General features: G+C 33.5%; 1 pseudogene. It reads left to right on the forward strand.

The annotated features are described in order from the left end of the window. Window positions 1–17,161: pseudogene (locus tag HMPREF2580_RS12460) on the forward strand (DUF1542 domain-containing protein); the annotation flags it as partial. Between the last annotated feature and the right edge of the window lie 30 nt (window positions 17,162–17,191).

The following is a 17,191-nucleotide window of genomic DNA, read 5'->3' on the forward strand; positions in this document are numbered from 1 at the left end:
AATCATTAATCAAAATAGTAATCCTACATTAGATAAATCAGCAGTTGAACAAAAATTACAAAGTTTAACTCAAGCTCAAAATGCACTTGACGGTGTGCAACAATTGGCTAATGCCAAACAATCGGCGACTCAAGATGTGAATGGTTTAACGAGCCTCAACGATGGCCAAAAACGTGAGTTAAATAAATTAATCAATGTTGCAGACACACGCACTAAAGTTCAAGAAGAATTAACCAAAGCTACTGATTTAAATAGTGCTATGAAAGCTCTAAGAGATAGTATTAAAAACGTCAATGAAGTTAAACAAGGTAGTAATTATGTAAATGAAGATCAAACTGAACAACATAATTACGATAACGCTGTTACTAATGCTCAAGGCGCTATAAACAATAATAGCAATCCAGTTTTAGATAAAAATACAATAGAAAATTTAACTCAAACTGTTCACAACACTAAAGATGCCTTACATGGTGCTAATAAATTAAGCCATGATCAACAAGCAGCAGAAACTGAAATTCGTGGTTTATCTAATCTTAATAAACCTCAAAAAGACGCTGAAATAGCCAAAGTTAAAGCAGCATCAACACGTAATGAAGTAAGTAACATACTTCAAGGCGCTAAAACTTTAGACACTGCAATGCACGGTTTGAGAGAAAGCATTAAAGATAAATCTGAAATAAAAAATAATAGTAAGTATATAAATGAAGACCAACAAGAGAAACAAGCTTATGATAATGCTGTAAACAACGCTCAAAAAGTTATTGATGAATCACAAGCTACTTTAAGCCCAGATACAATTAATAATTTAACTCGTGCAGTAACTCAAGCTAAATCTGATCTTCATGGTGATACTAAACTTCAACAAGAGAAAGACCAAGCTAAACGAACAATTGCTCAGTTACAAAACTTGAATGATGCACAAAAAGGCTTGGAAGATACTATGATTGATGGCGAGTCAACTCGTACTCAAGTACAACATGATTTAGCCAAAGCTCAAGCTTTGAATGGTTTAATGGGAACATTAAAAGAAAGCATAAAAGATAATTCAACAATTACTGCTGATGGTAACTACATCAATGCTGATCCAGCTAAAAAACAAGCCTATGATAATGCGGTTAAAGAAGCTCAAAAAATTATAAATGGATCAAACCAACCAACTATAAATAAAAACGATGTCTCTAACGCTACTCAATCAGTGAAGTCTACAAAAAATGCTTTAGATGGTAATCACAGATTAGAAGAAAATAAACAAAATGCAAATCGCGAAATAGATAATTTATCAAACTTAACTAATGCGCAGAAAACAGCTGAAAAAGCATTAATTAATAATAAACAAACAATAACAGAAGTACAGTCTCAACTTGATAAAGCTAAAGCTTTAGATGGTTCAATGGGCACATTAAAAGCATTAGTGAACAAACAATCAGAAATTCAAAGAACAAGTAATTATATTAATGAAGATCAACCAGAGCAATCTGCGTATAATAACTCAATATCAATGGGACAAACAATCATTGATAAAACGACTGATCCAGTACTTGATAAGAATAATATTGATGAAGCAATTAGTAATATTAATACTAAAAAGTCTGCACTTCATGGTGAACAAAAATTACAAACTGCTAAAACAAACGCAACAAATGCAGTTAATAATCTAACAAATCTCAACACACCACAAAAAGACGCTTTAAAAAATGAAATTAAAGCTTCTAGTACACGAACTCAAGTAACTGCAGAACAGGCAAAAGCGACTGCCATTAATGATGCTATGCAGACATTAAGACAAAATATTGCTGACAACGAAAATGTAAAAACTCAAAGTAATTACATTAATGCAGAACCTGAGAAACAAAACGCTTATACTAATGCTGTGAACGCCGCAAATGCGATTATTAATGAACAAACACCAACTTTAGATGCGAGTGCAATTAATCAAAAAGCTAATGCAGTATTAACAACTAAAAATGCTTTAGACGGAGAAGCACAACTTCGTAAAGCGAAAGAAGACGCTAATCGTGAGATTGATGGTTTAAATCAACTTACACAAGCTCAAAAAAATAAAGAAAAAGCACTAGTCAATGAAGCACAAACGAGACCAACAGTTGCAACGCATTTAAGTGAAGCTAAAGAACTTAATAAAGTGATGGAGCAATTAAATAGTTTAATCAATGGTCAAAATACAATTAAAGGTAGCAGTAAATACATTAATGAAGACCAAGCTCAACAAAATGCTTATACTAATGCGATTACGAACGCTGAATCACTTAAAAATAAAACGCAAAATCCAGAAATAGATAAAAATGCGATTCAGAGTGCGATTAATTCTATTAATACAGCTATCAATAATTTGAATGGTGAAACTAAACTTTCCAAAGCTAAACAAGATGCTCAGGCCAGAGTTAACAATCTTACTGGTTTAACAAACGAACAAAAAACAAGTGAAAATAGCTCTATTGGCAACGCAACAACTCGAGAGCAAGTCGCATCTATTTTAAATAGTGCTCAAGCGTTAGACCAAACGATGCAAAAATTACGAGAATTAGTAAACGCCAAAGATCAAGTTCACAAAACAAGTGACTATATTAATGAAGATGCTCAACAACAAAATGCCTACAATAGCGCTATCGCAAACGGCGAGGCAATTATCAGTGGTCAACAAAATCCTACAATGGACAATTCAAAAATTGAACAAGCCATTAACCAAATTAATGCTGCTAAAAATAATTTAGATGGAGCTAATAAGTTACAACGAGATAAAAACAAAGCTAATCAAGCAATTGCTCAATTAGGATATTTAAATGATCCACAAAAATCTGGCGAAGAAGCATTAGTAAATGGTTCTAATACTAGAACAGATGTAGCTAAACAGCTCGATAAAGCTAAAGCATTAAATGAAGCTATGAAAGAACTTCGAAACAAAGTTGCTGAAAAAACATCTGTCAAACAAAGTAGTGATTACATTAACGATTCATCTGAACATCAAAATGCTTATAACCAAGCATTACAAGATGTCGAATCAATCATTAATCAAAATAGTAATCCTACATTGGATAAATCAGTAGTTGAACAAAAATTACAAGGTTTAACTCAAGCTCAAAATGCATTACAAGGTTCACATCTCCTTGAAAATGCTAAGAATAACGCTGTTACTGAAATCAACAAATTAACAGCTTTAAACGATGCACAACGTCATAAAGCGATTGAAAATGTTCAAGCACAAACTACAATTCCAAACGTTAACCAACAATTAACGACTGCTAAAGAATTAAATAGTGCAATGCAAGCATTAAGAGATGCAGTTGGACAACAAAATGACGTGCATCAACAAAGTAATTATTTCAATGAAGATCAACAACCTAAACAAAATTACGATACCGCTATTCAATCAGGTCAAGAAATCATCAATAAATCTCAAGACCCAGTAATGGATAAAACTGAAATTGAACAAGCGACTAATCGCATTAATTCAACTAAACAAGCATTAGATGGTGCTAACAAATTACGCACTGATCAAGAAAGTGCTAATAGACAAATAGATGGTTTATCTAGCCTTAACCCAGCCCAAATCACTGCTGAGAAACAATTAATTAATCAAGCGAAAACTCGTACAGATGTGGCTCAAAAATTAGCAGCAGCTAAAGAATTAAATGATGCTATGAAAGCTTTAAGAGATGGCATTCAAAATAAAGATGACATTAAACGAAGTAGTGCTTATGTTAATGCCGATCCAACAAAAATTTCTGCATATGACCAAGCTTTACAAAATGCTGAAAATATTATCAACGCTACACCTCAAGCAGAACTTAATAAACCATCAATTGAACAAGCATTAACTAGAGTTCAACAAGCTCAAAATGCACTTGACGGTGTACAACAATTGGCTGACGCCAAACAAGTAGCGAATCAAAACGTCAATGGTTTAACAAGTCTCAACGATGGCCAAAAACGTGAGTTAAATAAATTAATCAATGCTGCAGACACACGTACTAAAGTTCAAGAAGAATTAGCTAAAGCTACTGCTTTGAATAGTGCTATGAAAGCTTTAAGAGATAGTATTCAAAATGTTGAAGAAGTTAAACGAGGTAGTAATTATGTAAATGAAGATCAAACTGAACAACATAATTACGATAACGCTGTTACTGGTGCTCAAACTACTATCGATAATAACAACAAACCTGTGTTGGATAAAAATACAATCGAAAGTTTAACTCAAACTGTTAACAACTCTAGAGATGCTTTACATGGGGCTAGTAAATTAAGTCGTGATCAACAAAATGCAGAAAATGAAATTCGTGATTTAACGAGCCTAAATGAACCTCAAAAAAATGCAGAAATAGCTAAAGTAAAAGCTGCAACTACACGCACTGATGTAAATAACATACTTCAAGATGCTAAAACTTTAGACACTGCAATGCACGGTTTGAGAGAAAGCATTAAAGATAAATCTGAAATAAAAAATAATAGTAAGTATATAAATGAAGACCAACAAGAGAAACAAGCTTATGATAATGCTGTTAATAACGCTCAACAAGTTATTGATGAAACACAAGCTACATTAAATCCAGAGACAGTTAATAATTTAACTAATGCTGTGACACAAGCTAAAACAAATCTTCATGGTGATACCAAACTTCAACAAGAGAAAGACCAAGCTAAGCAAACAATTGCTCAATTACAAAACTTGAATGACGCTCAAAAAGGCTTGGAAGATACGATGATTGATGGCGAGTCAACTCGTACTCAAGTAAAACATGATTTAGCCTAAGCACAAGCTTTAGACGGTTTAATGGAAGCATTAAAAGAAAGCATAAAAGATCATTCTAAAGTAACAGGTAATGGTAATTACATCAATGCTGATCAAGCTAAAAAACAAGCCTATGATAATGCGGTTCAAAACGCTCAAAATATTATAAGCGGAACAAGCCAACCAACTATAAATAAAGGCGATGTATCTAACGCAACTCAATCAGTGAAAGCTACAAAAGATGCTTTAGATGGTGATCACAGATTAGAAGAAGCGAAAAATCACGCTAACCAAGAGATTACGAACTTACAAAACTTGAATAATGCTCAAAAAGAAGCTGAGAAAAATGCAGTTAACGTTTCACCAACACTCGAACAAGTTCAACAAAACTTACAAACTTCACTAAATTTAGATAGTGCGATGGGCGCTTTAAAACAAAGTATCGCTAATAAAGATCAAGTAAAATCTGAAAGTAAATACCTAAATGAAGACCCAACTATAAAAGCTAACTATGACAATGCAGTTCAACGTGCCGAAAGTATTATTAACGCAACTCATGACCCTGAATTAAATAAAGCTAACATTGAACAAGCAACACAAGCTGTTCAACAAGCCGAACAAGCACTTCACGGTGTTGAAAAATTAACTCATGATAAAACAACTGCATCAAACGAATTAGACGGTTTAACGAACTTAACTGATGCGCAACGTGAAAAGTTAAAAGAACAAATTAACAATTCTACTAGTCGCGATGACATCAAACAAAAAATTGAACAAGCGAAACAACTTAATAATTTAATGGATCAACTTAAACAACAAGTTGGTCACAAAGACGACGTTCATTCAAGTAGTAATTATTTCAATGAAGATCCCGATAAGAAAAAAGCTTATGATGATGCGATTAAACGTGCAGAAGAGATCATTAAAAATTCAACTAATCCTAATTTGAATCCACAAGATATCACAAATGCACTTAATCAAATTAAACAAGCAAAAGATAATCTTCACGGTGATGATTTGCTTCAACATCAAAAAGATACTTCAAACCAATCAATTGATAACTTAAATCATCTTAACCAACCTCAAAAAGATGCATTAAAACAAGCTATCAATGGTGCTACAACAAGAGAGCAAGTAGCAGAAAAATTAAAAGAAGCACAAGCACTTGATGAAGCAATGAAACAACTTGAAAACCAAGTAACTAAAGATCCTTCAATTACTTCAGGAAGTCCATTTGTCAATGAAGATACTGACAAACAAAAAGCTTATAATGATGCAGTTCAAGCAGCTAAAGATTTAATAAATCAAACTTCTAATCCTACTTTAGACAAACAAAAGGTAGAAGAAGTACTACAAAAAATTCAAAATGCTGTAAACGATTTACATGGTGAGCAAAAATTAACTCAATCTAAACAAGATGCGAATGATCAACTTTCTCATTTTAATAATCTGACTGATGAGCAAAAGGCACATTTCAAACCATTAATCGATAATGCTCAAACTAGAGGAGAAGTAGATAAACAAATCGCTTTAGCTAAACAATTAAATGATGATATGGGTACCGTTAAAGGACAAATCTCATACAAAGATAAAGTTCATCAATCAAGCGATTATATTAATGCTGATCCATCTAAAAAAGAAGCTTTCGATAACGCTATCAAAGAAGCAGAAGATTTACTTCATAACAATCCTGGAATATTAGATCATAATACGCTTCAAAACATCATTAATAAAATTGAAGAAGCTCAAAATGCATTAAATGGACAAGAGAAATTTGACCAAGCACAAAAAGAAGCTCTAAAAGAACTAGGTCATTTAAATAGTCTAAATGCACCTCAACGTGAAACAGTTAAAACGAATATCAATCAAGCAACTACGTTAGATGGATTAGCTCAAGAATTACAAAAAGCCAAAGATCTTAATAACGCTATGAAAGCGATGAGAGATAGCATTGCTAACCAAGAACAAGTTCGTCAAGGTAGTAATTATACAAATGAGGATCATACACAACAGCAAGCATATGATGATGCAGTAAATAACATCAACCGTATTATTACAGAATCTAATGCTACGATGGATCCTCAAGCAATCAATCAGGCTACTCAAACTTTAAATAGCGCGAAACAAGGTTTACACGGTGATCAAAAACTTCAAGACGATAAAAATAATGCGAAACAAGAAATTGACAACTTAACTGGTTTAACAAATGCTCAAAAACAAACGCTTAATGATGCTATCAACCAGTTGACTAATAGACCTGATGTAAAACGTAAATTAAATGAAGCTAAGTATCTAAACGGCAAAATGGAAGAGTTAAAAGCTATTGTGGCGAAAGCTCCTTCAGTTAGACAAAATAGCAATTATATCAATGAAGATTCTGCTGAAAAAGAATCTTATGATAATGCAATTAATAAAGGTCAAACAGTTATTGATGCAGCGAACAATCCAACTATAGATTCAGTTGCTATCAGTAAAATCATTCAAGAAATAAATAGTGCTGAACAAGGTCTCAACGGAGCTCAGAAACTTAGACAAGATCAAGTAGATGCTATCAACAAAGTTTATGGTTTAGATAATCTGAACCCAGCACAAAAATCTAAAGAAGTACAAGATATACAAGCTACTACAACTAGACCTGCTGTCACTCAACAATTGGAAGATGCGAAAGCCTTAAATCAGGCTATGGATCAACTTAAACAAAGTATTGCTGATAAGAATGAAACGCTAAATTCTAGCAATTATATTAATGAAGATCCTGAGAAAAAGTTGGCTTACGATAATGCACTAAGCAAAGCAGAGCAGCTACTAAATCAACAAAACGATCCAACAATGGATAAAAATGCGATCAATGCTACAACTCAAAAAGTTAAAGAAGCCAAAGACGCACTTCATGGCGCTGAGAAATTAGCTCAAAATCAAACTGAGTCTAATGCTACTGTTAATCAATTACCAAACTTAAACGATAAACAAAAACAAGCTTTAAATGAATTAATTAACAGCGCGCCTAACAAACAAAAAGTTGCTGAAATCATTGCACAAGCAAATGAACTCAATAATGCAATGAAGAAACTAAAAGATTTAGTAGAAGAGCAACCTCAAGTTCATCAACAAAGCAATTACTCTAATGAAGATCCTAATGTTCAAAACGTTTATGATAATGCGATTCAAAATGGTCAAAATATTATTAATGGAACAACAGGCATACCTTTAAATAAAAATCAAATCGATAACGCAATTCAAAATATCGAACTTGCTAAAGGCGATCTTCACGGAGAACAAAAATTACAACATGCTCAACAAGATGCGAATAATGAAATTGATCATCTTTCAAATCTAAATAATGCACAAAGACAAGGCGAACATAATGAAATCAACACTGCACCATCAAGAACTGAAGTAGCCAACGATTTAAATAATGCTAAAGCGCTAAACGAAGCAATGCGTCAATTAGAAAATGAAGTTAACCGTGCAAATAATATTAAACAATCAAGTGACTTCATTAATGAAGATGAAGGCCCACAAAATGCATACAATAACGCACTTCAAAAAGCGAAAGATATCATCAATGCAATACCAGATGGTACTTTAGATAAAGCTAAAATTGAACAAGCATTAACAGAATTACAACATGCAAGAGAAGCTTTACACGGAGAACAAAAACTTCAAGAAGCAAAAGATCAAGCCAACGCTCAAATCGACGGATTAAATGCACTAAACTCTGGTCAAACTCTTGCAGAGAAAGACTTGGTTAATCAAGCTAAGACTAAACCTGCAGTTCAAGAAGCACTTGAAAAAGCTAAAGAACTCAATGAAGCGATGAAAGCATTAAGATCAGAAATTGCTAAAAAAGATCAAGTTAAAGGCGAAAGTAAATACATTAACGCTGATAATAATAAGCAATCAACGTATGATAGTGCACTTAATCACGGTTCACAAATCATGACAACAACTCAACCGCCAGAACTTGATAAAGACGCAATTAATAGAGCAACTCACGCTATTACCAACGCTGAAAATGAGTTGAACGGTCAAGCTAAATTAACAGAAGCAATTTCTAACGGTAAGCAAGAAGTTGATAACTTACATGGCTTAACACAAGCTCAAAAAGACAAAGAACATGAATTAATCAATCAAGCACCAACTAAAGCACAAGTAGCAGAAATCATTAATAATGCTAAACAATTAGATAATGCTATGAATCAATTACAACAAGCCATAAATAATGCAAATCCAACCAAACAAAGTGGTAATTATATCAACGAAGATCCTGCTCAAAAAGAAGCGTACGACCAAGCGATTCAAAAAGCTAAAGATCTAATCAATAAACAACCACCTACAATGGATAAACACGAAATTGATCAAGCATTAGATAATATTAACCAAGCTCAAAATAACTTGAATGGTAATAAGAAACTATTCAATGAACAAAATGAAAAAACAGATCAATTAACAAATCTTAATAGCCTTACAAACGGTCAACACGATGCATTAGTTAATGACATTTTCGATGCGCCAACGAGAGAAGAAGTTGCAAAACGCTTTGAAAAAGCTGAACAATTAAATAACACGATGAAAGCATTGAGAGATGCTATCAAAGATAATCAACAAGTGCTTCAAAGCAGTAATTATAAAAATGAAGACCCTGCTCAACAAAATGCTTACAATCAAGCAGTAGCTAAGGCTTTAGATATTATCAATGATAGACCTACGCCAACTTTATCAAATGAAACTGTTCAAAAAGTTGTGGATGAAGTGACTCAAGCTAAACAAAACTTACGTGGCGAACAAAAACTGGCAGACGATAAAGCAAATGCAGAAAGAACATTGAATCAATTAACGCATCTCAATCCTGCACAACGTGAAGACTTAGAAAATCAAATTCACAATGCGACGATTCGACCAGAAGTTCAAGATGCAGTTAAATTAGCTAACCAGCTTAATGATGCAATGAAGAAATTAAAAGATGCGCTTGATGGTAATGAAACACTTAAACAATCTAGTGATTACATTAATGAAGATACAAATGAAAAAGGCAACTACGATCACAATGTTGAAAAAGGTAAAGAAATAGTTGACCAACAAACAAACCCAACGATGTCACCAAGCTATATTAATGAAATTACAGATAAAATTAATAACGCTAAAAACGATTTACATGGTTCTCAAAAACTTGAAAAAGATAAACAACAAGCAACTGAAAATATCAATCAAATGACAGGTTTAAATCAAGCTCAAAAAGATCAATTAAATAAAGAAATTCAACAAGCTCAGACTAGACCTGACGTTGAACGTGTCATCATTAAAGCAAAACCATTAAATCAATCAATGGAGAATTTACGTCAAAGCATTAAAGATGTGGATAATGTAAAACAAACAAGTAATTACATTAATGAAACTCCAAGCGTTCAAAACAATTACACTAGCGCTGTAGATCAAGCGAAACAAATCATTGATCAAACGTCTAACCCAACGATGAACCCATTAGATATTAATCGTGCTATAGCTAAGGTTCAAACAACCAAAGATGATCTTCATGGCGAACGTAAACTCGACAATGATAAACATACGCAAACGTATGCAGTTAATCATTTAGATCATCTTAACCAAGCACAAAAAGATGCTTTGGCACATGAAATAAATCAAGCAACTACCGTCACTGATGTAGATAATATTTACAACAAAGCTAAAGCGTTAGATGATGAAATGAAGAAACTTAAAGACATCGTTGCACAACAAAATAGCGTAAGACAATCAAGCAACTATATCAACGAGGATAGCGCTCCTCAACAAGCATATAATGACGCTATTAACGATGCACAAGCTATCATTGATCAAACGACTAATCCAACAATGTCTCATGATGACATTGAAAATGCGATTAATAAAATAAAAGAAAAAGTTGCAGCATTAGATGGAGAACATAAATTACAACAAGCGAAAGAAAATGCAAATAACCTCATCGATAGCTTAAATAATTTAAATACACCACAGAAAAATGCTGAAAAAGCACTCATCAATAATGCAAAAACAAGAGACAAAGTGACTGAACAAACTCAAGTGGCACAAGAGCTCAATAATGCAATGGGCGGTTTAAGAAACAGTATTCAAGATCAAGGATCTGTGAGACAAGATAGTAAATATGTCAATGAAAATTACGACAAACAACAAGCATATAATAGTGCTGTACGTGATGCAGAATCTGTCATCAATGAACAAACTGCAACATTAAACAAAGATACGATTACACAGTTAACTCAAGCTGTTAACAAAGCCAAAGACGCATTAAACGGTGTTAAATTGCTCAATGCAGACAAACAAGCTGCACAACAATCACTACCTACATTGAGTCATTTAAATCAAGCGCAACAAGAAGCTTTCAATACTCAAATTAACAATGCACATACACGCTCTGAAGTTCAGCAAATCATTGGTCAGGCTCAAAATCTGAATAATGTGATGAAATCATTAGAAGATAGCATCCAAGATAAAGACCAAGTGAAAAAATCTAGTAACTATATCAACGAAGATCCTAATGAACAACAGGCTTACGATAATGCAGTGACTCAAATTGAGAATATTCTTCACCAAACATCTCAACCAACAATGTCCGTTGATGATCTTAAAAATGCGATCAATCATATCAAAAACGCTAAAGACCAACTTGCAGGACAAAGTAAACTTGATAAAGCAAAAGATCAAGCAGATAAAGAATTAAGTAAGCTTGTCGATTTAACTTCATACCAAAGCAGTAACGTAGGAAATCAAATTTACACTGCTAAGACAAGAACTGAAGTTGCTCAAGCATTAGAAAAAGCAAAAACTTTAAATGATGCGATGAAAGCTCTAAATGACGTATATAAACAAACATCTAAAGTCATCCATAGCAGTCAATTCATTAATGAAGATCAACCAGAGAAAGATGGATACAAACAAGCGATTAAAGATGTTGAGGCAGTCATTTATAAACAAACGAATCCAGAAATGGATCCGACAGTTATAAATAATTTGACTCACCAACTTGAAAATGCACAAAACAATCTCCATGGTGATCAAAAACTTGCTCAAGCAAAACAAAATGCTGCCGACACAATAAATGGTTTAACACATTTAAATGAAGCTCAACGCGAAGCAATCATTAACCAAAATACAAACGCAACAACTCGTGAACAAGTGAAGAAAAACTTAGATAATGCGCAAGCACTCGATCAAGCAATGGCATCACTGGATAATGTAGTTGCAAATAAAAACAACGTTTTAAATAGTAGTAAATATTTAAACGAGGATCCTAAGTACCAACAACCTTATGATCAAACGATTGCGGCTGCCGAACAGTTAGTCTACCAAACTACTAACCCAACACTCGACCCTAATCAAGTTGACATCATTAAGAATAGAGTACTCACTGCTGAAGATAATTTACATGGAGTTAAAAAGTTAGACTCTGATAAAGCTATGGCGAAATATGACATTGCTGACATGAAAAATCTTAATGACGCTCAAAAACAAGCAATCACTCAATCAATTAATAACGCGACATTAAGAACAGAAGTTAAACAACTTCTACAACAGGCTAAAGATCTTAACTCAGTAATGAAAGACCTAAAAGACAAAACGAAACAAACTGAGGCTGATAAAACTTCACCAAACTATACTGAGGCTTCAGATGATAGAAAAGAAGCACTAAATCAAGCACTCGCTGACGCACAAGCAATGATTGATAAAGCACACGGATCAAATGCTACGCATGACCAAGTTCAACAAGTTCTAGACAAGCTTACTCAAGCGAATCAAAATCTCAATGGTAATAAACGTGTAGCTGAAGCTAAAACTGATGCAAGTAACACTATCGATCAACTTAAATATTTAAATCCGAGCCAACAACAAACTGCCAAAGATAATGTAGAACAGGCAACGAAACTTGCTGAGATTGATGCAGCTAAAGCCAATGCTCAAGTATTAAACAAATCAATGGGTCAATTACAACAATTTATCAATGATGCTCAATCAGTTGAAAACAGCGATAATTACAGACAAGCAGACGATAGTAAAATTTCAGCTTATGACGATGCTCTAGAACAAGCTCAAGCTATAGTTCAAAAGAACGCAACGGAAGATGAAGTTAAACAAGCAATTCATCAAATAAGTCAAGCTAAAAATAACTTAAATGGTATTGCAAGACTCGATGAAGCTAGACCTAAAGCATTAGATTATATAAACTCACTTGATAAAATAAATAATGCTCAAAAAGCTGCCTTAATCGATAAGGTTAACCAATCACACGACCTTATAGAAATAAATCATTTCGTTGATGATGGAACAAACTTAAACGATATCATGCATGATTTAGCACAAGCAATCATCGATAATTACGCACCAACAAAAGCGAGCATTAACTACATTAATGCCGATAGCCAACTTAAAGATAACTTTAATCAAGCGATCAATAACGCTCGTGACGTACTTAATAAAGCTAAAGGTCAAAATCTAAACTTTGAAACAGTAGATTCACTTAAAGATGCTATTTCAGAGGCGAAAGATGCGCTTAATGGTATAGAACGACTCAAAGCTGCTAAAGCTAAAGCGGACAAATTCATCGAAAGTCTCGCACATATCAATCAAGCTCAACTCGCACATGCACTCAAAGAAATCGCTAATTCAGATACATTAACGAAATTAGCTCGCATCGTCGATAAAGCAAATGTTTTAGATGAAGCTATGCAAGCACTGAAAGACGAAATCACTCGGAATGCAGCTCCTGTTCAATCTAGCTTAAATTACATTAATGCTGACGAGGATCTCAAAGATCAATTCGATCATGCTTTAAGTAATGCTAGAAAGGCGATTGTCAAAGCTACAGGTAAAAACTTAGATGAAACTGAAATTGAAGGTCTTAAACAAGCAATTGAAGATACTAAAGATACACTTAACGGGGAACAACGTTTGGCTGAGGCTAAAGCGAAAGGTCAACAGTACCTACAAACTTTAACTCATTTAAATGATGCGCAACGTAATGCTGCTGAAAATGAAATAAAAACATCAGAAGATCTCACTTCATTAGCTGAGACAATTTCAAACACTACTAACTTAGATGAAGCAATGAAAGATTTACATGAAACATTAGTAAATAATGCTACACCTGTCCATGCGAGTGTTAATTATGTCAATGCTGACGATGATTTAAAACAACAATTTGACACAGCACTTCAACAAGCTAGAAATACGCTTGCTAAAGCTACAGGCGAACCAGCTTCAATCGATGAAGTTCGTGGACTTTCACAAACAATCGAAGACACTAAAGATGCACTAAATGGGGAACAACGTCTAGCTGAGGCTAAAGTTAAAGCTGAAAAGGTATTAAAAACATTTAAAGACCTAAATAATGCGCAACGCGAAAGCTCTATGTCTCAAATGAAAGCTACAGATAATTTACAAGATTTAACACAAATTGTTGCTACAGCTTCTGATTTAAATGATGCTATGAGAGATTTAAGAGATAAATTAAAATCTACAGTTAATCCGGTTAAAGCAAGCATCAATTATCAAAATGCTGACTATAACTTGAAACGTCAATTTAACAAAGCAGTTAAAGATGCAAGAGAAGCACTAAGTAAAACAAAAGGCGAAAATCTTAACGAAAGAGATATACAAGGCTTATCACAAGCGATTGATGACACAAAACAAACATTAAACGGTGAACAACGTCTTACTGAAGCTAAAATAAAAGCGGACAAATTCATTAAACAACTTGATGCGCTAAATGATGCTCAAACTGACGCTTTAACTCATGATGTTAATGCTTCTGACAACATTAAAGATATTACTCAAATTGTTAATGATGCTTCAAACTTAAATGAAGCTATGAAGACTTTACAAGATACTGTAAATCAACTAGATCAACCTACGAAGAACAGTATCAATTATCAAAATGCTGACGAAGACTTAAAATTACAATTCGATCATGCTATACAAGTCGCTCATGATGTACTGAACAAAAAAGATGGTTCTAACTTAGATATCGATATCATCAATGGAATGACTCAGGCAATTCAAGATGCTAAGGAAGCTCTAAACGGTGAACAACGCCTTAACGATGCTCAAACTAAAGCGCACAAAGCCATTGACGATACACTCAAACATCAACTTGATGAAATTAACAAAGCTAATGCGACTGACGAGTCAAAAGCACAAGCTAAAAAAGCAGCTGAAGATGCGGCTAAAGAAGCGCATACAAATATTGATCATGCGAATTCTAACAAAGCTGTTCAAACCGCTAAAAATGACGGCACAATAGCTATTAACAATTCGCATGCTGATGAATTACCTAAAGCTAAAATTGATGCGAATAATGAAATTGATCAAAAAGTAAAAGATATTTTAAATAATATAGATCAAAATCCTAATTTAACTGCTAAAGAAAAAGACAAACTTAAAGCTGATTTAGAACATACAGTTAACGACATCAAAAAACGTATTGACCAAGCAACTGATAAACAAACGATTTCAGACGAAAAAGCTAAAGTCGATCAATTGCTTAAAGATACACAAGCAATCATCACTGCAAAAGAACAAGCGAAACAAGCAATTAAAGAGTTAGCACAACACAAACGTGACGCTATCAAAAACAATCCTGACTTAACAGATGTTCAAAAGGCACACGCACTCGCCGAAATTGATAAAGCAGAGCAAGAGGCACTTAAACAAATTGAACAAGCAAATTCTGTCGATAATATTAAACAAACCAAAGATGACGGTCTCAATAACATTGCTCAAATTACAATTTGGGATACTGACCAAGCACCATTAACACTTCATCGACCAGAGTTAAGCCTCCAAGATGCACTCGTCACAGGAAATGTTGTTGTTCATAGAGATGAAACGATTACGATGAATGACATTGAACACGCATTAACTTTAACTGACGATCTCAAAGTGAAAATTATTTCACTACCAAATACCGATAAAGTTGCCAACGATTTAACTGCAAAAGTTGAAATTACACTTGCCAATGGTTCACAAGTGATTGTCGATGTTCCAGTAAATGTAATCGAAAAAGAACTTCAAGTTGCTAAAAATGAAGCATCTCAACAAATCAACCAAGTTACACAACAAAAACTTGATGAAATTGATAAAGATCAATCATTAACTGAAAAACAAAAAGAACAAGCAAAAGCGGAAGTTCAAAAACTTAAAGAACAGGCACTTAACAACATCAATCAGTCTACAACCGTTGCAGATGTTGAGAAAATCCAACAAAAAGATAAAGATGACATTTACCATTTTGATTCTAAACAATTTATTTTAGACAAAGCTAAAAAAGACAATAAAGCTAATGTTCAGAAAGCAACTGAAGAAGGCGTTAAAGAAATTAAACACATTACAGATTTAACACCAGATGAACAAGCGAAGTTTGCAAAACAATTACAAGAACTTCAAACTAAAGTGAATGATAAGATTAAAAATGCTAAAGATTTAGATGAATTAAAACAAATCATCAAAGATTTCAATACACAACGTGATCAAATTATTGCTCAAGCTCATTTGTTAGGTGAAAAACATAAAGCAGACCGTAAATTAGATAATGTTGTAAATAATAGAACACAACAAATCTTAGACAATATGTCTGCTACTCAATACCAAAAACAATTAGCTATTAGTCGCATCAAACAAATTCAACTTGATACAATGAATGCAATTCACAAAGCTAAAACAATTGCAGAAGTTCAAGAAGCTTTATTAAATGGTATTCGACGTATCTTAGCTGTAGGATTTGATAATTCATTCGATTCTATATCTAATCAAACAAATGCGCTATCTCATAGAAATCTGTTTGAGGTGAGATTGAAAGACCAAGATGTACAAAGCCATATTGGTCAAACTGAAACTTATAAAGAAGTATTAAGTGGTGCCGGCGTTGAACCAGGTAAGAAAAAACATAAAGAAGATGGACCTAAACATGTTAATCATCATGATGATAGTTTCATCGACAGAATAATCGATGATTTCGGTAAAGCTGTAGGATTTATAACTCTCACTGGTTTACTTTCTGGATTCTGGTTAGTATTTGCTAAAAGACGTAAAAATGAAGAAGAGGAAGAAAAACTTAGAGATAACAAAGATCATCAAATTTCCGATTCTAAAAAAGCAGCGCCACTCATAGTAGCTAAACGTAAAAAAGATAAAAATGAAGAAACACAAATAGACGAAGATGATAAAAAGGGAATTCCTGTTGCAAAACGCAAAAAAGACAACCAACAGGAAAATAAGGAAGTTAAACAACAAACAAAGAAAAAAGTTCAAATTTCACAACCTAAATCCAAATATTCTTCACGCACTGCATCCAAAAGCAAAACGACGAAAAAAGCTACAAACCAAGTTACGAAAAAAGGGGCAAAAAATAAAAAACGCTCAAAAAAATAAAACTAAATAACAGAGAGAAATAAATAAACA

It is taken from the genome of Staphylococcus sp. HMSC036D05 (assembly GCF_001836225.1).
Lineage (GTDB): Bacteria > Bacillota > Bacilli > Staphylococcales > Staphylococcaceae > Staphylococcus > Staphylococcus caprae.